22 protein-coding genes and 3 pseudogenes are annotated in these 24749 nt (G+C 58.0%); 11 read left to right on the forward strand and 14 right to left on the reverse strand.

Going from position 1 to position 24749, the window contains the following annotated elements; genetic code table 11:
• Window positions 1-31 precede the first annotated feature (31 nt).
• Window positions 32-1141, forward strand: coding sequence for an ABC transporter ATP-binding protein (locus ASC97_RS20095; RefSeq protein WP_057470123.1), 1110 nt, complete (start codon window positions 32-34; stop codon window positions 1139-1141).
• Window positions 1142-1424: 283 nt separating this feature from the next.
• Complete coding sequence (locus ASC97_RS20100; protein WP_057470124.1) at window positions 1425-2723, forward strand: alpha/beta fold hydrolase; 1299 nt, start codon at window positions 1425-1427, stop codon at window positions 2721-2723.
• Window positions 2724-2791: 68 nt separating this feature from the next.
• Here the strand turns inward: ASC97_RS20100 and ASC97_RS20105 are convergent, their stop codons facing one another.
• The 5 genes from ASC97_RS20105 to ASC97_RS20125 form a co-directional block, all read right to left on the reverse strand.
• Window positions 2792-3889: an ABC transporter ATP-binding protein gene (locus ASC97_RS20105; RefSeq protein ID WP_057470125.1), complete on the reverse strand. Its 1098-nt coding sequence runs from the start codon at window positions 3887-3889 to the stop codon at window positions 2792-2794.
• Between the two features lie 9 nt (window positions 3890-3898).
• Window positions 3899-5830: a glycoside hydrolase family 127 protein gene (locus tag ASC97_RS20110; RefSeq protein ID WP_057470126.1), complete on the reverse strand. Its 1932-nt coding sequence runs from the start codon at window positions 5828-5830 to the stop codon at window positions 3899-3901.
• Window positions 5831-5859: 29 nt separating this feature from the next.
• Window positions 5860-6729 carry a carbohydrate ABC transporter permease gene (locus ASC97_RS20115; RefSeq protein ID WP_057470127.1) on the reverse strand — a complete coding sequence of 290 codons (870 nt, stop codon included), beginning with the start codon at window positions 6727-6729 and terminating at the stop codon, window positions 5860-5862.
• On the reverse strand, window positions 6729-7625 hold the full coding sequence (locus tag ASC97_RS20120) for a carbohydrate ABC transporter permease (protein ID WP_443216762.1): 897 nt from the start codon (window positions 7623-7625) through the stop codon (window positions 6729-6731). The genes ASC97_RS20115 and ASC97_RS20120 overlap by 1 nt, the downstream gene beginning before the upstream one ends.
• A 105-nt stretch (window positions 7626-7730) precedes the next feature.
• Window positions 7731-8975, reverse strand: coding sequence for an ABC transporter substrate-binding protein (locus ASC97_RS20125; protein ID WP_057470129.1), 1245 nt, complete (start codon window positions 8973-8975; stop codon window positions 7731-7733).
• Between the two features lie 179 nt (window positions 8976-9154).
• On the opposite strand from ASC97_RS20125, the gene ASC97_RS20130 reads away from it, so the two are divergent.
• Complete coding sequence (locus ASC97_RS20130) at window positions 9155-10150, forward strand: LacI family DNA-binding transcriptional regulator (RefSeq protein ID WP_057470130.1); 996 nt, start codon at window positions 9155-9157, stop codon at window positions 10148-10150.
• Window positions 10151-10400: 250 nt separating this feature from the next.
• Here the strand turns inward: ASC97_RS20130 and ASC97_RS33185 are convergent.
• A pseudogene (locus tag ASC97_RS33185) lies at window positions 10401-10631 on the reverse strand (mandelate racemase/muconate lactonizing enzyme family protein); the annotation flags it as partial.
• Window positions 10630-10846, reverse strand: a pseudogene (locus ASC97_RS33190) (transposase); the annotation flags it as partial. The pseudogenes ASC97_RS33190 and ASC97_RS33185, both read right to left, overlap by 2 nt.
• Window positions 10847-11271: 425 nt before the next feature.
• Here ASC97_RS33190 and ASC97_RS20135 point away from each other — a divergent pair.
• Entirely contained in the window at window positions 11272-11733 is a 462-nt protein-coding gene (locus ASC97_RS20135) for a mobile mystery protein A (protein WP_057470131.1), read from the forward strand.
• A complete protein-coding gene (locus ASC97_RS20140; RefSeq protein WP_057470132.1) occupies window positions 11730-12326 on the forward strand; it encodes a mobile mystery protein B in 597 nt (198 codons plus the stop codon). Before ASC97_RS20135 ends, ASC97_RS20140 begins: the two co-directional genes overlap by 4 nt.
• Before the next feature lie 171 nt (window positions 12327-12497).
• On the opposite strand, the gene ASC97_RS20145 is transcribed toward ASC97_RS20140, so the two are convergent.
• The 3 genes from ASC97_RS20145 to ASC97_RS20155 all read right to left on the reverse strand — a co-directional run bounded on the left by ASC97_RS20145 (window position 12498) and on the right by ASC97_RS20155 (window position 13787).
• On the reverse strand, window positions 12498-12839 hold the full coding sequence (locus ASC97_RS20145) for a hypothetical protein (RefSeq protein ID WP_443216763.1): 342 nt from the start codon (window positions 12837-12839) through the stop codon (window positions 12498-12500).
• 317 nt (window positions 12840-13156) lie between these two features.
• Window positions 13157-13414, reverse strand: a complete 258-nt coding sequence (locus tag ASC97_RS20150; RefSeq protein WP_057470134.1) for a hypothetical protein — start codon at window positions 13412-13414, stop codon at window positions 13157-13159.
• Window positions 13415-13493: 79 nt separating this feature from the next.
• Window positions 13494-13787 (reverse strand): HdeA/HdeB family chaperone, encoded by a 294-nt coding sequence (locus tag ASC97_RS20155; protein WP_057470135.1) that lies wholly within the window; start codon window positions 13785-13787, stop codon window positions 13494-13496.
• A 638-nt stretch (window positions 13788-14425) separates the two neighbouring features.
• On the opposite strand from ASC97_RS20155, the gene ASC97_RS20160 reads away from it, so the two are divergent.
• The gene (locus ASC97_RS20160; protein ID WP_443216764.1) at window positions 14426-15475 is read left to right on the forward strand and encodes an alpha/beta hydrolase; all 1050 of its coding nucleotides are present in this window, start codon (window positions 14426-14428) and stop codon (window positions 15473-15475) included.
• Window positions 15476-15759: 284 nt separating this feature from the next.
• Here ASC97_RS20160 and ASC97_RS20165 read toward each other — a convergent pair whose 3' ends face one another.
• Together ASC97_RS20165 and ASC97_RS20170 are read right to left on the reverse strand one after the other, a co-directional pair.
• Window positions 15760-16449: a MarC family protein gene (locus ASC97_RS20165; RefSeq protein ID WP_057470136.1), complete on the reverse strand. Its 690-nt coding sequence runs from the start codon at window positions 16447-16449 to the stop codon at window positions 15760-15762.
• A 774-nt stretch (window positions 16450-17223) separates the two neighbouring features.
• Entirely contained in the window at window positions 17224-18282 is a 1059-nt protein-coding gene (locus tag ASC97_RS20170; protein ID WP_156390414.1) for a hypothetical protein, read from the reverse strand.
• A 308-nt stretch (window positions 18283-18590) separates the two neighbouring features.
• On the opposite strand from ASC97_RS20170, the gene ASC97_RS20180 reads away from it, so the two are divergent.
• Window positions 18591-19325: an STAS/SEC14 domain-containing protein gene (locus tag ASC97_RS20180; RefSeq protein WP_057470139.1), complete on the forward strand. Its 735-nt coding sequence runs from the start codon at window positions 18591-18593 to the stop codon at window positions 19323-19325.
• 46 nt (window positions 19326-19371) lie between these two features.
• Here ASC97_RS20180 and ASC97_RS20185 read toward each other — a convergent pair whose 3' ends face one another.
• Window positions 19372-19599, reverse strand: a complete 228-nt coding sequence (locus ASC97_RS20185; RefSeq protein WP_057470140.1) for a hypothetical protein — start codon at window positions 19597-19599, stop codon at window positions 19372-19374.
• 93 nt (window positions 19600-19692) lie between these two features.
• Between ASC97_RS20185 and ASC97_RS20190 the strand changes: the two genes are divergently transcribed.
• The 4 genes and pseudogenes from ASC97_RS20190 (at window position 19693) to ASC97_RS20200 (ending at window position 23542) form a co-directional block, all read left to right on the forward strand.
• Window positions 19693-20163 carry a hypothetical protein gene (locus tag ASC97_RS20190; protein ID WP_057470141.1) on the forward strand — a complete coding sequence of 157 codons (471 nt, stop codon included), beginning with the start codon at window positions 19693-19695 and terminating at the stop codon, window positions 20161-20163.
• Window positions 20164-20722: 559 nt separating this feature from the next.
• A complete protein-coding gene (locus ASC97_RS20195; RefSeq protein ID WP_057470142.1) occupies window positions 20723-21214 on the forward strand; it encodes a hypothetical protein in 492 nt (163 codons plus the stop codon).
• 99 nt (window positions 21215-21313) lie between these two features.
• Window positions 21314-21457: a hypothetical protein gene (locus tag ASC97_RS34110; RefSeq protein ID WP_156390415.1), complete on the forward strand. Its 144-nt coding sequence runs from the start codon at window positions 21314-21316 to the stop codon at window positions 21455-21457.
• Between the two features lie 491 nt (window positions 21458-21948).
• A pseudogene (locus ASC97_RS20200) lies at window positions 21949-23542 on the forward strand (bifunctional aspartate transaminase/aspartate 4-decarboxylase).
• Between the two features lie 263 nt (window positions 23543-23805).
• Here the strand turns inward: ASC97_RS20200 and ASC97_RS20205 are convergent.
• Window positions 23806-24741, reverse strand: coding sequence for a DUF2950 domain-containing protein (locus ASC97_RS20205; RefSeq protein WP_057470143.1), 936 nt, complete (start codon window positions 24739-24741; stop codon window positions 23806-23808).
• Window positions 24742-24749 lie beyond the last annotated feature (8 nt).

Below are 24749 nucleotides of genomic sequence, written 5' to 3' on the forward strand. Positions count from 1 at the left end.
TTGCATTTGAGAATTTCAGCTGGAGAGAATTATGGCGTCAGTCAGCGTCGCGAATGCCCGCAAGAACTATGGTAATCTGGAAATCCTTCATGGAGTCGATATCGACATCCAGGACGGGGAATTCGTCATTCTGGTCGGCCCGTCGGGTTGCGGAAAATCCACCTTGCTGCGGATGATCGCAGGTCTGGAGGAGATTTCCGATGGGCGGATCTCAATCGGTGGCCGGGTCGTTAACAACGTGGCACCGAAGGAACGCGACATCGCGATGGTGTTCCAGTCCTACGCCCTGTATCCACATATGACGGTCGAGGCCAATATGGGGTTCTCGCTGCGGCTGGCGAAAGCGCCGAAGGAAGAGATCAAGGGACGCGTGCGCGAGGCGGCGCAGATTTTGGGGCTCGAGCATCTTCTTGATCGACACCCTAGAAACCTGTCCGGCGGCCAGCGCCAGCGTGTTGCCATGGGTCGCGCGATCGTCCGTCAGCCGCAGGTCTTCCTGTTTGACGAGCCGCTGTCCAACCTGGATGCCAAGCTCCGCGTGCAAATGCGTTCTGAGATCAAGCAGTTGCACCAGCGTCTAAAGACCACGACCATCTACGTCACCCACGACCAGATCGAGGCGATGACGATGGCTGACCGCATCGTCGTCATGCGCGATGGCTACGTGGAGCAGATCGGATCGCCCCTCGACCTCTACGACCGGCCTGCCAATCTCTTCGTCGCCGGCTTCATCGGCTCGCCGGGAATGAATTTCCTCAACGGCAAGGTCAGCGCCGAGGGTCCGGTCGAATTCGTGGCGGAGGGAGGCGCACGACTGCCGCTCCCCGCCGGCCTGCCGCTGGATAGAGGACAGGAGGTCATCTATGGCATCCGCCCGGAACATCTCGTCATCAACCAAGGCGGAGCCATAGCAGACGTCACGCTCATCGAACCGACCGGTGCCGAGACACAGATATCGGCCACCTTGGGACCAGCACAGATCGTGGCCACCATTCGCGATCGTCTTGCACTTCAGTCAGGAGACACGATCGCGATCAGGCCGGATCTCACAAAAGTGCAGATCTTCGACGCCAAGTCGGAGCAGTCACTGAAAAATCCACTAACGGAGGTTTTGCAACCGTCACAGAGGTCAGCATCGTAGCCCCGCGAACAGATTTGCAAAGCTGGCGGTGAATTATACTCAATCGCCGCCGGGTGGGCCACGTGTGACGGTGGTTCGGCCGGCTTTGGGCCAGTCGACGAATGCCGCCCTGACATTTAAGTGCCAAACGACACCCGGAGGCGAAACACCGAAGCTGGGCGGTTGCCATACATTGACCCAAGGGATTTCGCCGCAAGCACCGCACGTTGTAGCGATTGAGGCTTGATACCCGTGTCCCTCGGCTATAGCCCAGTCGGGACACAACATTCTCCAGGATTTCATTATGCTCGTCAGCGAATACACGATCCCCGGCGTCCATGTCCGCGACCACCTCGTCGATATGCCTCTCGATTGGAGGAAGCCGGGTGGCGCAACGATCAAGGTATTCGCGCGCGAGGTCTGCGATCCCGCACGTAAGAATGAAACGCTTCCCACGCTGCTTTTCCTTCAAGGCGGCCCAGGCGGCAAGTCACCGCGTCCCGTCGGGGGAGGCCCATCATGGCTCGGAGAAGCGCTCAAGAATTACCGCGTCATCCTGCTCGACCAGCGCGGCACCGGCAGAAGCACGCGTATCGAAAGCGCCACGATGGCTGCGTTTGCCGATGGAAACACTGGAGCCCGTTATCTCAGCCACTTTCGGGCCGACAGCGTCGTTGCCGATTGCGAGCATCTTAGAAAGACCGTCTTTGGCGGCGCGCGTTGGGAGACCCTTGGCCAGAGCTATGGCGGCTTCCTGACCCTGACATATCTGTCGCGAGCGCCCGACGGATTGGCAGCTTGCTATGTTACGGGCGGCCTTGCAGGACTTTCAGCGACCGCCGACGACGTTTACAGGCGCACCTATCCGCGTGTCGCTGCCAAGAACCGCGAATACTACAAGCGATACCCTGCCGACCGCGACCGCATCGGTCGGATCGCGGACAAGCTTGCGGCGGAGGATATCCGTCTTCCTGATGGCGATCGGTTGACGATCCGCAGATTGCAGACCGTCGGCATCGATTTCGGCATGGCACCGGGATACGAAAATATCCACTGGCTGGTCGACGAGGCTTTCTCCGACCACGAGGAAACACGCTTCTCCGACGCTTTCCTGGCATCGGTCATGTCGCTCACCTCGTATGACGGCAACCCGATGTTCGCCGCGCTGCAGGAAAGCATCTATGGCCAAGGCGTGGGCGCGACAGGTTGGGCTGCCGAACGAGTAAGGCCAGAATTCTCTGAGTTTGGCGAAGGAAGCCGACCGCTGCTCCTGACCGGCGAGATGATGTACCCATGGATGTTCGAGGAAATTCGCTCGCTGCGGCCGTTCCGGGACGCCGTCGAGGCGCTCGCCCGCTACGACCAGTTCGAGCCGCTCTACGATCCCGCTCGGCTGGCCTCAAGCGAGATTCCCGTTGCCGCGGCCGTCTATTTTGACGATATGTACGTCGATGCCGAACTGTCGCTGGCGACGGCGAAGGATGTCGGCAATGTCCAGGCTTGGGTGACCAACGAGTTCGAGCACGACGGCATCCGCCAGTCCTCGACCGTCTTTGCCCGCCTCCGGCAGATGGTGCGCGAGCGTGGCGTCCTCTTCGGCTAGAACCAAGAGCTGCCTGTCCTGGTTGGCGACTGTGCCAGGACGCCTCTATCCGCGCATCGTTGACACCATCAGGCTGAGAGCGAGCGGCCCCCGGCCGGATCAAAGAGGTGCATGCGGTTCATGTTGAAGGAAAGCGGCATGCGCGTACCCGGACGCGGTTCACTTTCCGGATCGACATTGGCGCAAAGACTGACCGGCCCGATATTGAAGTAGATCATTGTTTCCGGTCCAAGCGGTTCAACGAGATCGATATTCGCCTCGACCGTTTCATAGCCAGCTTTCGGCGCCAGGCTCGATATCGATTCAGGCCGGATACCGAATACGACCGGCCTGCCCGCATGCGGCCTGTATTCGGCGGTCCGAGATACGGGAACGGCAAGCCGGCTACCATCGTCGAGAACGACAACCAACCCGTCTCCAACGCTCTCAAGCCTCGCGTTTAGGAAATTCATCGACGGCGAGCCGATGAAGCCTGCCACGAACTGACTGACCGGGCGATGGTACATCTCTTGCGGCGGCCCCGCCTGTTCGATGATGCCGCCGTTCATGACGACGACGCGATCGGCCATTGTCATCGCCTCCACCTGGTCATGGGTGACATAGACCGTCGTCGTCGGAAGCAATTGATGCAGGCGCTTGATCTCGGTGCGCATCTGAACACGCAGCTTGGCGTCGAGATTGGAAAGTGGCTCGTCGAACAGGAAGACCTTCGGGTTGCGTACGATGGCACGCCCCATGGCGACCCGCTGTCGCTGCCCCCCCGAAAGTTGGCCGGGACGTCGCGACAGGAGTTCGGTGATATGCAGCGTCTCGGCGGCGCGGGTGATGCGCTCGTCGATCTGCGCTTTCGGCAGCTTCTGCTGCTCCAGGCAGAAGGAGATGTTCTCCCTGACATTCATATGTGGATAGAGCGCATAGTTCTGGAAGACCATGGCGATATCGCGCTTGCCGGGCCCGAGCCGATTGACGACCTGATCGCCGATGACGATGTCGCCACCGGTGATATGTTCCAGGCCGGCAATCATGCGAAGCGTCGTAGACTTGCCGCAGCCAGACGGGCCGACGAAGACGACAAACTCGTTATCCTCTATCGTGAGGTTGATGCCGCGCACGGCTTCGTAGATGCCGTAGGATTTGAACACATTGCGAAGTTCAAGGCGAGCCATCGTATTCCCCTACTTCTCGTGCAGCCAAACGGCCATCGCGCCCGGATCTCTGTTTGCCCAGAGGTGGTACGGGATTGCCTTGAAGCGCGTCGGCTTTAGCGCCGGCGGCTGCGTGCGATAGAGTGTCTCCTGCCAATCGGATGCATCTGCTTCGAGTGCATCACCTTCAAGCACGGTGGCCCCGCCAAGAAGCGTCTCGTCGAAGCTGACGGCGATCTCGCCCTGCGCCGGCAGTCTCAGCCGTTGAGGTTCGGTGCCAAGATCGGCCTCCTCCACGCAGAAAATCACCGGGCCGCGCCGCAGCGCAAAGCGGCCGTTGTCTTCAGTCGCCGCGGGATGGGCATAGAGGCGGTCGACCGGCATGTCGAAGGCCAGTCTGACCGTATCGCCGTCTTTCCACTCCCGTTCGATTGCCGCGTAGCCCTTTGTGACATCGAGCTTGATGGCCTCGCCGTTGACGAAGACGCGCGCGTCGCGGCACCAGCCCGGAATGCGAAGCCGCAGGGCAAAGCGCTTTGCCTGATCAAGGCCAAGCGAGATGGCGACATCACCGTTCCACGGGTATTGGCTCTTCTGCTGCAGGCGCAGGAAGGCATTACCCACGGAAAGTTCGGCCGTGTTCTCCCCGTAGAGATGGATCGCCACCTCATCGGCCTTCGTGGAATAGAAATACTGGCCAAGCGACGTAATGAACCGGGCGATGTTGGTCGGACAGCAAGGGCAGTAGTGCCACTTCCAGCGACGGTTCTGCCCGTGGCTCTCCAGAACATTCTCGTAGAAGTAATGCTCGCCGTCGCGCGAAATTCCGGAAAGGGCGCCATTGTAGAGCACCGTTTCGAGCTTGTCGGTGAATTTGCTGTCGAGCTCGATCTGGGCCATGCGGTGGCTGAAGAAGCCGAGCGCGACAGCCGCACAGGTCTCGGCATAAGCCGTCTCGTTCGGCAAATGGTATTCGCGCGTGAAGCCTTCGTTGGAAGCCGATGGGCCGAGGCCGCCGGTGACATAGAGCTGACGCCCGACCAGATTGTCGAACAGCCGGTCACAGGTGCTCTTCAGGCTTTCATCGTCGTTCTCGAAGGCGAGATCCGCCATGGCTGAGAACAGGTACATCGCGCGTACGGCATGGCCAACGACCTGGGTCTGTTCCCGCACCGGCATGTGAGCCTGGCTATAGGCATAAGTCTGGAAGACGTAGCTCGCGGGATCCTCGCCGCGCTTGCGCGCTTCATCGTCATAGTATGAAGGCATCTGGCCGCGCTCGTCGACAAAGTAGGTCGCCAGCTTCAGGTGGCGCGGATCCTTAGTCACGCGGTAGAGCTTGATGAGTGCCAGCTCGATCTCCTCGTGCGCATCATAGCCGCGAAGTTTGCCCGGCTCGCGACCGAAAGTATCGATGATATGATCAACGGCGCGGATCATCACGTCGAGGAAGCGACGCTTTCCTGTTGCTTCGAAATAGGCGACAGCTCCTTCCAGGAGGTGGCCCATCGAATACATCTCGTGAAGATCACGCAGGTTGGTCCAACGCCTCTCCGGCTCGCGGCGAATGAACCAGCTGTTCAAATAGCCATCAGCCATCTGGCCGTGTTCGAGTTTCTCGACGATCGCATCGATCTTTGCCTCGACATTAGGATTCGGGCTGTTCTTCAGCGTGTAGCTCGCGGCCTCGATCCACTTGCCGAAGTCGGAATCGAAGAAGTGCTGCATCGACAGGCCGCTCGGCTGGATCGGGCGAGCAAGCGGACCGGCCGGCTTGTCGAAGTCGAGAACTTCGAGGAAGCCTTCCTCGTCCAACCGCATGTGCTGGGTCGGAATGGTGACGTCGCGGACGGTGTCCGTCCAGCTTTTCCAAAAACCGCCGTCGAACGTGACGCGCGTATGGTCGGCCGGAACGTAGCGGTCGATCGGCAACCGCGGCTGTGCTTTCTGGGCATTAGACATGAAGACTCCTTGAGCGGACGGACCGCTTCTCATTTCACGGCACCAGCCGTCAGGCCGCGCACATAGTAGCGTTGCAGAAGAAGGAAGAGGATGATGCAGGGGATCATGGTGACGGCGATGCCAGCCTGCAGTGCGCCCCAATCGATGATGCCGTAGAGTCCCGAGGAAACGTTCACCAGCATGATCGGCAGGGTGAACTTGTTCTGGTCCGACAAGAAGATGAGCGCGGCCAGGAACTCGTTCCACGAATTCAGGAAGGCGAACATCGCCACCGTCGCTACGCCAGGCAAGGCGATCGGTAACATGATCCGCCGCAGGATCGTCGCCTGCGAAGCGCCGTCAATGCGCGCCGCTTCGATCAGCGCCTTGGGCACGGCATCAAAGGCATTGCGCATCATGAAGACGGAAAACGGTAGCTGGAACGTTGCGTAAATCAGAACAAGCCCGAACAGGCTGTTCTGCAGGCTGAGCATCTTCAGGATGAGGAACAGCGGCGTCAGGATCGACTGAAACGGGATCATCATCGTCGCCATGATCAAGACGAAGAGCATCGACTGGCCGGGGAACTTGAACTTGGAGAAGCCATAGCCGGCAGGCACCGAAACGATGATTGTCAGCAGGACCGTCCCGATCGCGATCAAAACCGAGTTGCCCGCATAGACGTACCATCCGGCACCGACATTCTCGAGGCGACGGTAGTTTTCCAGCGAGAAGGTCTTCGAGAACAACGCGGCCGGATTGGCGAGCGCTTCCGCGGCTGGCTTGAACGAATTCGCCAGCGACCAGACGATCGGCATGATAAAGAAGATCGCAAACAGGATCGATACGATCAGGAAGAGCAGGTAACCGACCTGACTGCCGCGTGGGTTGCTACTCGGATTGGATTGGGTGGAGGTCATCAACCTTCCTCCGCGCGTTCGCGCAACAGCACGAATTGAATGGCACTAATGGCAACCAGGACGATTAGCAGCGCAAAGGAGAGCGCAGAACCGTAACCGAGCCGGTAGGATGAGAAGGATGCAAGATAGATCGAGAACACAGCCGAGATCGTGCTGTTTTCGGGGCCACCTTGCGTGATGATAAAGAACTGATCGAAGGCGAGCATCGACGAGGTGACGTTGAGAACCAGGGCCAGCACAAGGGAATTGCGCATGAGCGGCAGTGTGATCCGGCGAAAGCGACTGAAGACGCTGGCGCCATCGATCTTGGCAGCCTCGATCACGTCGTTGGAAATGCCCTGCAGACCTGTCAGCAGAATGACCATGGTGAAGCCGGCGGTCTTCCAGACGACCATCAGGATGATTACGGCAAGCGCCGGCCAGAAGCTTTCAAGCGGGCGTGGTGCTGCGCTGATAAGGCCGATGCCGCGCAGGACCTGGGCAAAGACGCCGCTATCGGGGTTGAGCAACCACATCCAGAGCGTGGATGCCGCACCGAAGCCAATGACAACGGGCATGAAGAAGATCGTACGAAAGACGCCAGCCGATCGAAGGGGGCGATCGACAAGCAGCGCCAAGGGGAAGGCCACGGCAAAGATCGCAGCCGTTACCAGCACCGTGTAAAGCATGGTGAAGCCCAGCGAGTGCCAGAGCTGCATATCGCCAAGGAGTTCACTGTAATTGGCAAAACCGATGAATTTCTTCCGCCCAAGCAGGGGCCAGTTGTAGAAGCTCATCCATATCGTCATGGCGAGCGGAACAAGAAACAGGACCAGGATAAACAGGAAGCCCGGCAGGATGAATGCCAGTCCGAGCCAACCTCGCGGCTCCGGTTCCCCGGAGATTGGCTGCTTCATATCCTTTGTCGGGGTATCGACCACTATCATCCCTCGAAGAGCTCGAAAATGCGCATCAGCGATTGGACAAGTGCGGGGCGGAAAGGCCCACCCCGCACTCAGTTATTACGGGTTGGTGCGGTCGAGAATCTTGGTGAAATCGTCCTGCGCCTTCTTCATCGATCCATCGACATCATCGCCGAAGATCGTGCCCTGGATCAGGTTGAGGAACGGTCCGGTGCGGCTGACGAACAGCTCATCCGACGAGAACGTGTAAGGCGTGCGGGCCTTCGCCAGAATGTCATAGGCAATGAGGTTGCGCTGGTCGAATTTCGCGTAGGCTTCCTTGGTGAGATCCGTGCGCGACGGCATGCCGGATTCCTGCGTGATGTAGACCTGCTGTTCCGGCTCCATGTAGAATTTCACGAAGTCGAGGGCGACTTTCTTCTTTTCCTCGCTGACGCCCTTGATGAGCGCCAGTGTATCGCCGCCGGCAAAGCTCGACGCGCCGCCCTTTGGGCCGGGAATCGGAGCAACCGCGAACTTGACGTCCGGATACTTGCTGGTGAGCAGGTTGACGATATAGGAGCCGGTCATGAGGATGCCGACCTTACCCGATGCAAAGGCTTCAACCGCGTTGTTGCCATTGCCCGAACGTGAGGTCGGGTGGATGGCGCCGGACTTCCACATGTCGCGATAAGCGGCAACCGTATCGCGCAGCGCCGGCGTATCGACGGTCGCGGTGCGGCCGTCATCGCTCAGCACATCGGCGCTGGCTGCCCAGAGATGCGGCAGGAAGTCGTAGATCAGCCAACTGCCGGAATTGGCGACGAAATAGAAGCCGTAGGTCTCCTTGTCGAGCGCATGGATCTTCTTGGCGTCGGCAGCAATCTCTTCGAGAGAGGCCGGCGCCTTGTCCGGATCAAGACCGGCCTTCTTGAAGAGGTCGGTGTTGTAAGCAATGATCGAAGCATCAGGCAAAGCTGGAACGCCGTAAACCTTGCCATCATAGGTGGCCAGGCGAATATGCGAGGGGCTGAGCGCGGCGGCGTATGGAAGACCCTTTACGAAATCGCTGATGTCTTCAAGGCTGTCGTTTGCGGCAAAGGTCGGGAGGTAGATGAGGTCGAGAACCGCGCCATCGGGCGCCGCACCGCCGGCGATCGCGGCACCGAGCTTCGGCACCATCTGTTCAGCGGTGATCTGGGTTACATTGACTTTATCGGAATGGGCGGCGTTGTATTTTTCAGCCAGCCCCTGGAGCACTGCCCCAGATGACGTCCGCACCCATAGCGTGATTTCTTCAGCACCGGCGAGAGAAGTGCTCGCCAGCAGTGCAACAGCTGCAATCGCAGTTTTTAGACGGTACATGCGGGTTCCCCTTTTCTTATGCGAGGCTTCATGACCTCAAGACGAAGGCAACGTTAGATCAGAAAATACTTTATGTCGACAGCGTGCCAGGCGCCAAAGGCGTGTTTTTGATAAAACCTTTTATCTCCTATATTTTTTCTGTTAAAAGGTTTTATCACACAGACTAGGAGCACCGAACTTTGACCAGTCCGGACGACAAGCGACGAACAATCCGCGATGTGGCGAAAGCGGCGGGCGTCAGCATTTCAACCGCTTCAAACGCGCTGAACGGCATCGGCAGGACGAACGCCGAAACGCGCGAAAAGGTCAAGCGGATCGCCGACGAGCTTGGCTTCCGGCCGAATGCACTCGCGCGTGGGTTGCTAACAAAGCGAAGCCATGCCATCGGAATGCTGACGAACGATACCTATGGCCGACTGACGCTCCCGATGGCGGCGGGTGTCTCCGAGATCCTTGTCGACCATGGGGTCTCGCTCTTCCTTTGCGCGACCAACAATGATCCGCGACTTGCCAAGCTCCATATCGATGCGCTGCTGGACCGCCAGGTCGACGGGATCATCTTCACCGCCACGCGGATCGACCTGGAGCCCCCGCCGGAGCTCCTGAAACTCCGGATTCCTGTTATCTACGCATTCGCGCAGGGGCCCTCCGATAGCGTGAGCTTCCATCCTGATGATGCCCAGGGGGCGCGCATCGCCGTGCAACATCTCCAGACCTTGGGCAGGTCACGCATCTTGCATATCACCGGCGAGCAGAACTATCTCGCTGCCCGCATCCGGGCGGACGCCTACAGGGAACTTGCGGGGTCTTACGGCCAGGTGATGTTCGGTGAGTGGTCCGAGGAATGGGGGCATTCCGCGATAGATGCGGTCTATTCCCGATCAGCTCCGAAACCCGATGCAATCTTCTGTGGCAGCGACGAGATTGCGCGCGGCGTTATCGATGCGCTTCGTGATCGCGGTATTTCGATCCCCGACGACGTGGCTGTCGTCGGGTTTGATAACTGGGAAGTCGTCTCGAGGCAGACGCGGCCACCGCTTACGACGATCGACATGGAACTCAAGGAACTCGGTCATCGGGCGGGCTTGGCGATCCTTGGGCTTTCTCGCGGCGAGAAATTTGAACCCGGCGTCGTACGGCTGCCTTGCAGCCTCGTTGCACGAGGATCTGCCTAACGCGCTCCAAGGCTTTGGTCTTGCGAAACGTATTGGGTACCCCAATGCATCCTTTTGAAAGCCAGCGACGACGCTGGCGATGAATTTGCCTACTCCGGGCGGCAGGCCGTGACGCGTGGTGAACACGAGATGCGCCAGCCGCTGGATGCCGCTCCAGCCTGGAAGAGCCAAATGGCGGAAGCGCCGACGTGGGTTTTCCACCGCGTTGATGTGCTCAGCATTTCTCTCTCCCTGCCAACGTCCCGATACTCTACCAGTTTGTCACCGAGCCATCGCGCCGCTTGAGATGCGGAGCCTCCCAATATTCGAAACTCTGCTTTGCAATCAGCTCCTCATTCACTTCGATCCCAAGTCCCACAGCGTCAGACACTGGATAGTAGGGGCCGTCCAACCTCGGCTGGACCGGGAAGCATTCCGAATTGTCAAAACCGAGATGGGTTTCCGCCGGGCTGTTGCGGGTTTCGAGCCAGGAGAAATTCGCTCAGGGTGGTATGCGGGGACGGCAAGCGCCAGCCCCATCAATGGCAGCACAGATTCCAACAAGCCCTCTACTTGGCGCAGCCGCAGACCAAACACCAGGCCCAGCGTCAAGGCGGTCTCGATCGCCAGATCGGAATAACGGTGCTGGCCGCCCCGGGTCTTGCGTCTTGGTGCTTGCCATCCGGACAGGGCGTCTGGTGTCAGCCACAAAGTCAGACTGCCACGCCGACGAAGTCCCGCCTCATACTCCGGTCAGTTCGCCACCCTGAAATTCATCCTGTCTATGCGATGGCGGCGGGCCGCATTATGTTTGAAAGGCATCAAGGCCACTGATCGGTTATTGAGGTTGCCGATCGCCTACACCACCACCGCTAAACGATCCGTGCACCAACGCTCTTCCCATCGGCAATCACATCACAGGGGCAGTTGGTCCGCCTTGAAGAAGGACCAAATTGTTGGAATCCCTTGAACAGATAGTATCTGACAGACTACAGACTGATTTTTCGCGAATCATCAGCAGAGTGCAGACTGATATTTTTACTCCGTATATCAATTCACAGACTGATTTATATGTATTGATAATCAGCCGATATACTGATAATTACTGATCTTGTGATCAGCTTACAGTCTGAGGTCAAGGGATGAAGAGCGACGGTCGAAAGAGGGGGCGTTTGCGACTCGACGAAAGACTTCGAGCGCTCAAACCGATCGATCAGTTCAGGGCGCCGCCGAAGGGATGGGTGCGCGCACTACGCGACGCGCTTGGGATGACGGGAGCGCAACTCGGCAAACGCATTGGCGTCCGCCCTCAAACTGTTGAAGCCATCGAGAAGTCGGAAGCCGCAGGCACGATCCAACTCAACACCTTACGTCGCGCCGCCGAGGCGCTGGATTGCACGCTCGTCTACGCCCTCGTTCCAAACAGTTCACTTGAGACTGTCATCGAGACGCGCGCGCGGAAAATCGCAACGCGCGAGCTTCAGCGCGTCGCGCATACGATGCGGCTCGAAGCACAAGGCACAGACGAGGCAGACTTCGAACCCCGCGTCCAGGCATACATTCGCGACAAACTCTCCGAACGCGACCTCTGGAACGAGATATGACGGACCTGTTTCAGGAGCCTGAGGACGCTACTCCACTTGAGCCGCATGAGCGAGAGGGATTGCTTCAGACATGGATAACACATCGCCGCGACCTCAACGAGGCGGAGCAGGAAAACATCGTCGAGGGTGCAGCTTGGGCGCGCGGCCGCCGGCGCGTGTCACTTGAGCGAATGCTCAGCGAAGACCTCATGCGAACCCTGCACAGGCAGATGTTCGGAGACGTCTGGGAGTGGGCCGGCACGTTCCGAACGACGGAGCGCAACATCGGTGTTGAGGCTTACCGTATTGGCGTAGAGCTTGCTGGCTTGTTGAGCGACATTCGTTATTGGATCGAGCACGAGACATTTCCACCGGATGAGATTGCGATGAGGTTCCACCATCGCCTGGTCGCGATTCACCCGTTTCCGAATGGAAATGGCCGTCACGCTCGCCTGGCGGCTGACCTTCTGATCGAACGCATGGGCAGCGAGCGTTTCAGTTGGGGCGGCGGGAGTCTGGCCGACGTTGGCGAATTACGTGCTCGATACGTCGCAGCCCTGCGCGCAGCAGACAATCATGATATTGCGCCGCTGCTGGAATTTGCGCGCACCTGACAGGCGCCGCCTCTTTTCACATCGCTCGCCTGTCCTGCAACCTACCCCCCGGCGTACAACTCACTTAAGTAGCTGCAATTTCCTGCCTTGCGGCGTAGTCAATTTTATGGAACATCTGCGACGAGCGCACGAACGCCGAAACGGAAGCCGGGACACCGCGTCGGGCATCATTCATTCGACATAAAACACCATATTGCCATTGCGTGCACGCCAGACCCACTCGATATCGTTGGGCGTCAGCCTTTTGGCCCTGAGCTGCCCGACGAGCCACTTGTTTGATCGTGCGGCAGCCCTGATCGCCTCGACATGCTGAGCACTCCCCGGCGATGGATGCGAACCGGTCTCCGAAAAGCTTGCCGTTCTGTAGCTTACGATAGAGATCCGCTTCCCATGATATGTCCGGACCGCATCCGGGAGACTCTCACTCAAGTTCATCCTGCGAAATTCACGTCTGTCCTGCTGGGCCTGAAGAGGGATCGCATCCATCACAACCAACAGAGAAATAATTGTCATCAAGCCTATTTTCCACATCTCAGCCTCCCGAAGGCAAAACGAGCGTCGTTCTACAAGATACTCATCCGCGTCGGGCGCGCATTGCGCACGATCAATCAACGGGCATCGGAATCTTCTGCTGGAGCGCAGCGTCATGGTCACGTTTTTCAATGTGGACAATGGCTTGGCCGAGCCTGATATGATCGGCAAAGGACCGTAAGCCATCCACATCGAATTGCTTTAGCGCAGGGTGATTGGTCGGTGAACCCCGGCCTCCCTTCGCGCTTTCAGCAAAAAGTCAGGTACTCAGACACTGCCCTTGGTCCGCATGCATGCGCTCAATATTTGATGTCTCTGCCGGTTTGACGCCCGGTCTGCTTGGTGTCGCGCTTGTCCTGTCGGCACGCCGCGTTGCTTTTATCGTTGGCGGAGCGGCACTCCTGCTTGGTAGCTCGCGCGCCCTGACGGCTGTCCTGGCGGACATCACGCGCTGCCTTGCGCTGTTGCCCCTGTTCTGTTGCCCAGGACATCGCAGGTGCGCCTGCCAAGATGATCGCAGCTACAAACGCGGCACATAGTGACTTGAATACAGACATGGTTCGTCCTCCTCACAGAGGTCACGATATGACCTCAATGCAATGGTGGCGGCCTCACTGCCGCCACCGACAAAATATCCTACATCTTCGAGACTGCTTCCATGGCGTCGGCAAGCGTAGCACTCGTGTTGCTCTTGCAATAGGCAGCGACCTTCTCCGCATTCGCGTGGGCTTTGTCGCCGTCAATCATGGCGCTGCCAGCTTTGCCATGAACGTACCCGTTCACCCACATGGCCACGCCAATGGTCTTGGCGGCCGGCATGTCGCCGACTTCCTTGCAGGTAACCTTCGACATGTCGACTTCCGCGGTCAATGCCTGGCCTGCCAAGCCAAGGCCCGCAACTGCTAGTGCAATTGAAACAAGACGTATCATAGTCGTCCTCCCAAACAGCCTCGCCCTGCCAGAGCGAGTGCTCGTGTGTGCGGTGATGTGTTTGGAAACCACAAGGGCCGTAGCCAGAACCGACCGCGGCAGGTCGCAATTTAGAAACAACTAATAATAGCACGATAGGCTGAGGAATACCCGCATTTTTATAGAATTTACGCAGGAGTCCTTTTCCTGACCAAATCGCATTGCCGCGTTCACGACGCCCGTTCCTTGACGAAGGGATCGTACAGAACGGCAACGCCGGGGGGCGACCTCCGCGGCATGCTTGCCACAGAGTATGTCATGCATGCCATTGTGCCACCAGCACGTGGGCCGGAGCAGTTCGCACCAAACGCTCCTCACAGGCACTACCGCCGGAGCCATGGGCGTCGAAACCGATGATCATCTTCAGCGCACGCGCTGTTTTTTATTGTGGCGCCAAGCATTATGCCCATAGTGGCGAAGAGCAGTTCTCCGAAGTTGTTCCCGCCATCGGCAGGAAGCCCAAGACCGACGGAAAGCTGAGGATTGGCTCGCCCGTTACGCGATCGGCGGCGCCGCGGCACTTGCCGAAGCGAAATGGGATTGGTCGGGACATGATCTTATCGCCAACTGGGAAGACTATATCTCTGGCCATTGCTATGATGTTCGCCGTCATTTTGGCTTGCACACTTGCAGGCTGCGCCAGCCGCCCCGATGCGACCGTCCTGAGGGCAACGCCCGTCACATTGGCGAAAAGAGAGGTGGTCCTTCTCTCGGCGACGAACCGCCAACAGGCACCGGATGGGGGTTTCGGTGGCGACCGGGCAGACATGCTGACCTTCGAGAAGTATATTCTGTCCGTCCCTCCTGATCACAAGGCTTCGGTGATCGAATATCCTGGCACCACGCCCAATCCTCTTTCCGACTTCGTAGTCACGTCCCGGACAAGGCTTTCGAAGGACCGTCTGTTGGTCGCTGCGGCGGCGGGGGACGGCACCATCGGTCTCTTCGTACCCGGCTACAACTATAGCTACCAGGAAGGCTTGTTCCGGCTTGCTCAGATCGCATCCGACGCGAATCTGAAGGCGATACCAATTCTGTTTTCCTGGCCGTCACAGGCAAAAGCGACTGCTTATCTTGCCGACAAGGATTCCAGTCTTACGTCAAGAGACGCCCTCGCTTCGCTGCTGATCAGCCTGGCTTCCGACCCGGGCGTCAAACGGATCGTTTTGTTCGGGCACAGCATGGGAGGCTTCCTCGTGATGGAGACCGCGCGACAGTTGAAGCTTGAGGGGCGGACCGATGTCGTGGAGAGGCTTTCCATCGTCCTTGCCGCCCCAGACATAGACGCGGATGTATTCAGGACCCAGGTGGAGACGATCGGTAGAGTATCGACGCCTATAACCCTGCTCGTCTCGAACAAAGACCGGGCCCTGAGGCTCTCGAGTTTCATAGCAGGCGAAAGAAAGCGCGTGGGAAGCCTGTCGGCCGACGATCCAGCGGTTCGGGCCGCCGCTAAGCGCTACGATGTGCGCGTTATCGACATTACCTCTTTGAAGGATGCCGAGGGGTTCGGACACGCCCGCTTCGCTTCGTTGCCCCAGTACGCTGCCGAGCTTGCGGCTCTCGGGCAAGGTGCACGAAACTCCCGGCCGGGCATCTTTGTGTTCCGCGCGAACGGGGGAGTCCACGCGGCAGCGCAGGGTTGGTAGTTTGCTGCCGGTCCTCAAAGCTTAACGTGTCCCTCTGGGATCGGGCGGTCGGAGTTCGCTTTTCCATTGACCAGCGGAAGCAGCGTGATCGCGCATTGTTGTGGCAAGCGTGGTCTGCAGTGTGGCAATTTGCAGTTTAACCTAGGTAAAGAATGCTGGTCCGCACCAATCGCCTTCCCGCCGATGAACGTCAACAGCAGGCGCTCGACGGTGCGATGCAGAGGGGCTTAAGGTCCCCGCGCCAATGAGCCGTGGTAAAACGTCGAACCCGCCTGGCGGCTTTTTCACGGTTCTGGGAACAACTGTATGGGGACTGCGGAGAGGACGGCTCTCAATAGGTCATTCGCGCCCGACCAGAGGATTTGCAATCCCAGGCAAAAGAGGATGAATGCAGACAGTCGCACGGCTATGTCGGTTCCGCCCCGGCCGAGTAGCCTTTGGACGCGATCCGCGTAGGCGAAACAGACCAGGATCGTCAGTGCAAGGACAGCAATGGCGAGCAGGCTCGCTAAGAGGAATATGATTCTGTCGGCAGGGCCGGTGATGGTTGCGTCCGAAAGTCCGATGCTGATGACAATTGCGATCGACCCCGGCCCCGTCGTTAGTGGCAGCGTCAGGGGATAAAAGGCTTGATCCAACAAGTTGCCTCGAAAAACATCGCCTGCTGCTGCATCCAGTTCCTTTCGACTTCCTTCGTTAAGAAGCTGCCACCCTGACACAGCGACAATGATCCCGCCGGCGACGCGAAGGATCGGCACGGAAATCCCGTAAAATTGCAGAATAAGCGCGCCCAGCAGAAAAGAACACACAAGCAGAACGAACGAATTTAGCGCGATTCGACGTGCCAGGGCGGCACGGACATCGGGGGTGGCGCCGCTGGTTAATCCTAGAAAAACGAGCGCAGATCCGGGCGGATTGACAACCGGAAAGACCGACGCGAGTACGAGTACGAATGTGTTGACTGCAGCGTACATTCAATTGCTCCGTCACTCACCGGACGCGCCTTTCGGAAAGTGTCCGAAGCGCTGGGCAGACCGATCTACATCGGTCATTGTCGTGCCTTTCACCGTATGAACGCTCTCGCCTAGAACGAAACATAAGCGGATCCGAGGCAGGTTTCCATCGCAACGCTGACGAAAGCAACCAGAATACCGCCGTGACACGGGCAATCAGCCTGAGCGCTCTGGCTCATCTTTTGGGTTGTCTGCGAACTTGGCATCCTTTTCGCCCGAGAATCTACCCGCAGGTGTTCCCAAAAATACAAGGAAGCGGCGTCTTTGCGCCTCATGATGGGGCACTCTCATAGGCACGAATGTCGTTAGAGATTGTGTAGCCTCCTCAGTGTCACGCGCGCGCTTGATAGTCTCACAAATTGCATTGCGGCACGAGTGAAGGCTGCTCAACGGCGACCGACGATCTTCAGATATAAGCCCTTTCAAGTGCCCTGGCGGCCGCGATATGCGTCGCCGGCTCGGCGGGATTGTTTCGGCCACAGAACAAGCAAGACAGCGCAAGGCTTGACGAGGTGACCGCCCAAGACGATCGCCACGGCGGGCGAGATAGGCCTGCCGCTCGGCTAACGACAAAAGCAATTGCAATACCGCATGCCGGCAGAAGCCCAGCAAGCTGGTCGTCAGACTGGCAGAGCCATTATACCCGGATCTTGCGGCCCCAACCAACGCCCGCGTGGTTCGCCGGTCGCGGCTCCAAGCTCTTGAGATGGCTTGATGTCCCGCTTAGGCTTGTCGTCAGGGCGTGAACAAATCCCCGACCTCGTGACCTCCCGCCATTTCGCTGCGGTCACCGGGACATTCCATGCGCGTTAGTGCTCCAATTTTCCCGGATGCGTTATTCGCATCATTCCGGGATATAGCGCCGAATGGACCTGCGATGGCTGCCGAAATACTGTCGGCAAAGGTCTTCTGGGTTTCCAAAGCACCCTGCGTCAGAAGATTCGCCTCGTATTTGTTCGCCCAAACAATCGCTCCATCTGCAGTCCGGACGAGCCGCACAAACCACCGAACGTTGTTCCCTTGGAGCCTGGTACTGCCTTGAAGCATAAATCGGGGCGGTTCCACTGGAGAGCGCACGCGTGTTACGGCGATGACTTCCTTGATGTGTGCCAGTTTATTCAGTATTTCGTCATTAACGCCTTGCGAAATGGTTGACGCAAGCCCGTCTTCGCTCTCGAAGGGCTCCACGAGCACCGTTGGACGGCTGTCAATGCGCAGTGGCACTTGCACTCCTGCATCCGACCAAGCGACAGGTCGGAACAACCAACCCGCCAACGCAACTAAGACAATCACCGCGCCGCTTGCTGCGAGCGACGTGTGGAACCACGCGTGCGTTGGCCGCTCTTCGCGGCTTGCCCCTATCGGGGGTGCGGCGACCAGCTCGCGAACGTCGACCATCCCTTTCTGGCTAGGTCCGGCCACTTGCTCAATTTCATTGATCTCGAACCGGGGAACGTAGCGGCCCTTCGGTATAGTGATGATAACCGGATCCGATCCGCCGGCTACCAGGTAATAGCGCTCCAACTCGCGTCTTACCCGAGCCGCTTCGATTCGCACGCATGGGTCATTCTGGATATCGAAAGTTACATCGCGCCCGAAAACCAATTGCGCGATGGTGAAGGCCTTCAAGTAGTCGCCACGGCCAGCAAGCGTCTCAGCAACCACGAAGCGAAGGAAATCACGCCCACGCTTCGGCATTCGGAACTGATTGCTTTCGAGGATTCGCTCAACCTGCTGCTCGATGTCATGGACGGTTGGATCCCGCGGATCAAACTTGCCTGCCTCGCAATTCATTGGGCCCTCCCGACAATCAAAGAAATCGCTGATTTCCGCTCGATAGGCAATCACGTGTGCAGAAGGAAAAAAGATCAGTACAACGCCGCATCAACGCACGAAGACATGCGGTGAGGAAGTACGTAACGGTAAATGAGAGCGTAAAAAATCCGTAAAACCCAAAATGGATTCAACTTTCCTGAGATCTCGTTCCGCCTTGCGATACGTTTGAAACGCGGTGGATCGGTTCCGCACTACAGTGGTTACCGTAGTATACTTCGCACGCGCTGGGCATCATGACATGCTCGGAGAAATGGAGGGAGCGCTCGATGGCGCGCAATACCGGGAGAACCGAAGAAAACAAGAGGGCGGCGCGGCTTGGTCGAACCAGGCTGATGCTGAAACTTCCCGCTGCGCGATCACAAATCCAGAGTATCGCGGAGGGATCGGCCTTCGATGAAGTCTTCGAAGCCTACGGCATTGCGTGTTCCGCTTTGGACGGGTTCCGCCACAGCCTATATTCGCGTGATGGCGCCCGGCTCGGGGAGTATGAAAAGATATGCGCTGAGATTGAGGCCGACGTCCTGCAAGAGATTTCACGCCTGCGCGCAGCGCGAGAGGGACGTGGAACGTGGGATCTAGTCAATGGGAACTGGAGGCATAGAGGGAGGACGATGATAAGCGTTGACACCGTGAGGGATAAAAAAATCCTCCTTATTACCCCGCAGGGTCCGCTCACGCGGGCTGATTTTCAGACGATCGCAAATGAGTTTGAACGCGCGGTAGCCTCAACGGGCAAGTTGACGGGATTACTGATCAAGACGCGATCGTTCCCAGGTTGGGAGACGTTCGAGGCAATCACAGCCCACCTGAAATTTATCGCAGCTCACCACCGATCGATCGAACGCGTTGCCGTGGTGACCGAGAGCCGATTTCTGAGGGTCATTCCACGGCTCGCCCGCTATTTTGTGCATCCGACAATCCGCGTCTTCGCGTTCGAGGAAACAGAAAAGGCGCTCGGATGGCTTGAAAAAGGAGATCTACGACGCTCCAATTCCAAATAGCTGTTGAAAGATCGTGATGACTCCTCCCGCACGCAGAGTTTGCCGCCTAGGTTGTGAGCGCCGAGCAATCGAAGCTCGTCATAAGACGCCAGCCGGGATCGATGAGGCAACCGGTAACGGCTGGCGTCGGATAGTCCACGGAACCTTCAAGCGAGCGTTGTTGGATGCAGACGACTTGGCGTCGCAAGGGACGGTTGCTCGCCCCCGAGACGAGCACCCATTCGCCTGCCTTCGTCTTGGCGATCTTGGCCCGCTGAGCATCGAAATCCGCCAAGCATTTTTAATTTTAGATAGTGCTAATAATATGTATTAATTTTCTCGGCATATGCTTCTCACGAACGACAGAGCCGTAACGTGGGGTGTAAGCATGATGCATTACATTGGCGGCAAAATTTCAACGTCCCTGCTTGTCTCAATTATGTGCGGCTCAGTCAGCCTAATTCTCATCCGCGCCAACGTATCGCATGAAGCAGCTAAAGTTGTTCTTGCGCTGGCGACATCCGCTGCTGCCTTGAGGCTCATCGTTGTTGCGAAGAGGCAGAACTACGAGCGCTCAGGCGTTCACCAGCTTTCGACCGCCGCCAGCTTTCCCCTTACGTTGACAGCAAATGAAGTAGCAACGTTGTTGTGGATCATGAGGCGAGGCAAACAACGCTTCGTGGAAACGTCCGAAAGCATCCGGTCGATGTACAACAAGGGAATAATCGTCCGACCGTGGAGTGGCTGCAGCGCATGGATGGTGGCTGACGGAATTTGGAACGAGCGGGAGCGCTTCGTGTCTGCAAGGCGGTTGCTATCGACGCCGCAGGACTTTCCGCAGAACGGTGCGTTCCTGTGAAAAGTGCGCCCCTTACCTCAAGCGCGCATTGTCCGACGGCCGCTAAGATTTCATAGACCCCTTCACTCAACAGGAGCTGTTTGGCGACGATCCGTGGAAATGCCGCAATCCCGCTTGTCCGGCGGCAGCAATGTCGTCCTGAACGAAATGCCCAAACTCGGCCCACTTGGCCAGCGATACGCCGCGTCAAGGAAAGGCCGAAAGACGCTCCTGTCGGCGCAACAGGGCGGTGAGCCTCGGGCGCGCGGTGCCGCCTGACACTCTAGACCAATAAAGAACACGGCGTGTCATTCCTCGCCAATGCAATGCCGCAGCAGCGGAGCTCTTTCCGGTGTCGAACATCCCTTGAGAAACCCGTCGAGCCGTAGCGCTCAAGAAGTCCGATGCCGACCAAGACCATGCTAATTATAGCTCCATTATAAAGCCTTAGTTGCATGTTTTCGTCCCGCTAGCGGGCTCATTTCTAAGCAGTCTTGCTGATTTCTAGATGGTACGCTGCAATATAAAACATCGTCCGCGCTTGGCTTGGCATTTCCCTGTAAACAAGAAGGAGATAGCTATGAGACGTGAGATTATAGTCGGAGTGGCATTGCTTTGTTCCGCGCTGGCCGCGCCCGAAGCGATGGCCCAGGCGAAATACGGTTCGGAAGCGGGCTGGGATATTATCATCAAGAATGACATGGGCCCTGGATGCCTGATCACCAAAGCAAATGCTGACGGCACGCAGATCCAGATGGGCATCGATGCAACCGGCAAGCTGCGCGGCTACATGGCGCTCTATACGAAGGCTGACGCCAAAGTCGCCGCGGGCGAGAAACTTTCGGTCCTTTTTGACGTCGACGGCCAGCAGTTTAAAGGCGAAGCCAAGGGCCAGGCGATGGACGGCTATAGAGGCGCGTTCGTGTGGGTGAACAATGCTGATTTTATCTATGGCCTCGCCAAGAAGAATGCAGTGACGATCACGCCCCAAGGTGGCACTCCAGTCGTCGTTAGTCTCAAAGGCACCGATGCCGCCTTCAAGGCGCTGAGGGCCTGCCAGGACGCACGGTGATGCTAGCGGATTGTGCAGCAGTCGACCAAGGCTAGTCCGGGACGCTTCAATACACTATGCGCTCTGCGTTACCGGAGAAGCGGGCGCGGAGCGCGGTCGGTGGCTGTTGCTATACAGCAGGGTTTCGTTGCGCTGCAATTCCAGGCTGAAGTCGATGAAGGTAAGAAGGCGCAAGACTGGCTTCAGTCCAACGCGCCGGCGTTCATGAAAAACATCCGCAACGAGGTGGCGATGCGGTTGTAACGTCCGGAAGATCAGGAGCGCTTCTCTGCCGGGTTGAGGGCCCCGGGAGCCTTCATTGCGCGTCGGATATCCTCGTTTCAAGCCAGCATGCGCCGAAGATTCAGAATACATGCGACTTGGATGTCTTGCATGCCGATCTGTATCGGACGGCCGTCGCAGCAACGCCACGTGCTGCCGGTTTGCTGTGAGGTAGTATACGGTATCATCCCCCAAGTGACGCGTATTTTACTGCCCCTGCCGGTAGTCGGAGTGTAACCTGACGAGGTACTAGCGGCAGATGCCCGGTTGCTTGCGACTTGGATTACGGCGGTGGCACCGACGACGATCGTTCGGGGATTCTTCAAGGGACTGCAACCATCACTGCGATAAGCGGACGGGCTGCCTGGATACCGGGGTCACGCTTCCGGCGTGTTGCGAACCCGTCAACTGAGAATCGGGAGTGAGCCTGCCGGGCATGGCAGGGCTCATACCCTATCATTGGAGGATGAAGCATGGCCGAGATTGATTATCGCGAATACGAGCACATGAGCCCGTTCGAAATAAAGGACGGACTGATGAAGCTTGCCAAGCGCAGCGCACAGAAATCCGCGCATGCGCTGCTCAATGCCGGACGAGGCAATCCGAACTGGATCGCAACGACTCCGCGCGAAGGCTTTTTCCTGTTCGGCCAGTTTGCATTGTCCGAGTGCCGGCGCTCCATGGACAACCCGGCGGCGGGTCTCGCCGGGATGCCGCAGATGAACGGCATTGCTGCAAGGTTGCAGGCGTGGCTTGCCAAGCATGCCGACGATCCGGGTGCCGGATTTCTTTCGAAAATGGTAGATCACGGCGTCAAGGCATTCGGATTCGACGCCGACGCCTTTGTGTTCGAGCTGACGGATTCGATCATCGGCGACAACTATCCGGTTCCCGATCGCATGCTCGTCCATGCCGAACAGGTAGCGCACCGGTATCTCATGTGGGCGATGGGGGCAGATGCGGCCGCCGGCAAATTCGACCTCTACGCGGTCGAAGGCGGCACCGCCGCGATGTGCTATATCTTCAAATCTCTGATGGCCAATCGGATTCTGAAGAAAGGCGATACGATCGCCATGGGGACCCCGATCTTCACGCCTTATATCGAGATTGCGGAGCTCGAGGACTATGCCTTCAATGCCGTCCACATTCGGGCGACGCAGGAACATCGTTTTCAGTATTCCGACGACGAACTCAAGAAGCTTGAAGATCCGAAGATCAAGGCATTCTTCATCGTCAATCCCGGCAATCCGACCTCCATGGCGATCGATGCGCCGACGCTGAAGAAGCTTGTCAACCTGGTGAAAACCAAGAGGCCGGATCTCATTCTTCTCACCGACGATGTCTATGGCACCTTCGTTCCAAATTTTCGCTCGCTGGCCGTACAACACGATCGGTGTCTATTCCTACTCGAAATATTTCGGATGCACCGGTTGGCGGCTCGGCGTGATTGCCATCAATGAGAAGAATATTCTCGACGACCGCCTCAAGGAGCTTCCAGCCAAGGAACTGGAAGCGCTCGACAAGCGATACATCTCGATCACGCTCGAACCGCGCAAGCTGAAGATGATCGACCGGCTTGTCGCCGATAGCCGGGACGTGGCGCTCAATCACACGGCGGGGCTGTCCTTGCCGCAACAGGTGATGATGACGATGTTTTCCATGAGCGAGCTGATGGATACCGACAAGGTCTATCAAAAGGCCTGCATGGCGATCTGCAGTACGCGCGTAAACACCCTGCTCGAGGGCCTTCCCCTCGACCTGCAGCCCAATGCGAATTTTGCCGCCTACTACGGAACGATCGATTTCGAATTCTGGCTTCGCAGATATGTCGGCGAGGAGATGGTCACCTGGTTGAAAGAGCACGTCCACCCGCTCGATCTCGTCTACAGGCTGGCCGAGGACCACTCGATCGTGCTGCTCAACGGCGGCGGGTTCGATGCCCCGAATTGGAGCGTTCGTGTCTCGTTCGCCAACCTCGCCGATGATGTCTACGATGATATCGGGCGCGCCGTCCGTGCCGTTGGGCGCGGCTACGTCGACAGGTTCGAGGCATCCAAGGGCAAGTAGGGGGAAGTCGCCGAACTCGAGACGGCCGCGGTCCATGTCGGGTCGCGGCCGCTGGTTTCTCGATTATCCCACGCTATTCGCGGCACTAAATCCCTTCGGGGCGAAGCTCCGGTCGCATGCTCGACGATGCCGGTGGCGCGCCCAAACACGTCGGTGGCGAGATGTTGAAGATGACTCCCGAGGTCAGGCAAATTTCTACATCAGCTTCCTGTTCTCTCGGAGCTTGGTGGGTGCGAGCATTTTCGGCGGACGTCGCCGAAATGCTAATCCTTTACGATCTCCCAGCTCGCATCCGGATTGAACTCCCTGATCGCAGAGGCGCGTTCTTCCGTCCTGTCTCCCAGATCCCGTTCATAGACGATGCCCGCGTTGTTGACGATGAAGGTTTGGACGCCGGACACCCTGTATTTCGCGGGCCAGGCGATCAGCGCAAAGCCACCCGTCATGTTGCCATTGACGATATAACTTTGCTTGCCGCCAATCACGTTGGAGCCCTGACCTGTCAGGATACGATAGCGATAGCCGTAGTATCCCGCTCCGCGCTTGGCCTTGCTGAAGGCGGCCGTCTCGATCAGGGGGCCGGCAGGACTTTCCTCGTCGAAAACACCCGGCTGCCAATACAAGCCATCACGTTTGCCGGGGCTGCTGATCAGCCGTTGTGCGAATTCGTAGACACCATCCTCATCTTCATCGATGCGCGCATACTCGTATTGGGCATTCACGTAGTCGTACATCGTCTGGATCGTTGCGAGCTCGTTCTCGCCCACCCGGCGGTTGACGATTTCCTGCAGACCCACCTCGGTATCGAATGTCCACTTTCCGTCCTTTCCCTTCGACAGGGGAAATGGCAAAGGCCAGAGGACGTCACCGACGGCAACAACCTTGCGATCTCCCACATCCTGAAGGCGCAACTGCCGTGATCCGCCCTCGCGGATGAGCCCATAGCTGATCATCGCTTCGTTGCTGGACCTGAGCTTTTCAGCATTCAGTCCAAGGAGAGTTGCCAGGCCATCGATATCGTTGGCGCTGAGAACAGCCTTGAGCCGCTCGAGTGCGGCCGAAGGGTCGTCGAACGATGGGGGTGTGCCAGCGCGGAACTCAGCAAGGTTCGTCTGCATCTGGGCAGTGGACGGAGCTGCCAACGCCGGGGAAAGAGCCGTTGCGAGCAGCAACGCTATCAATCTCAACTGTGGTCTCATGGTTCAAT

The organism is Rhizobium sp. Root1203 (assembly GCF_001424945.1).
In the GTDB taxonomy this organism is placed as follows: domain Bacteria; phylum Pseudomonadota; class Alphaproteobacteria; order Rhizobiales; family Rhizobiaceae; genus Rhizobium.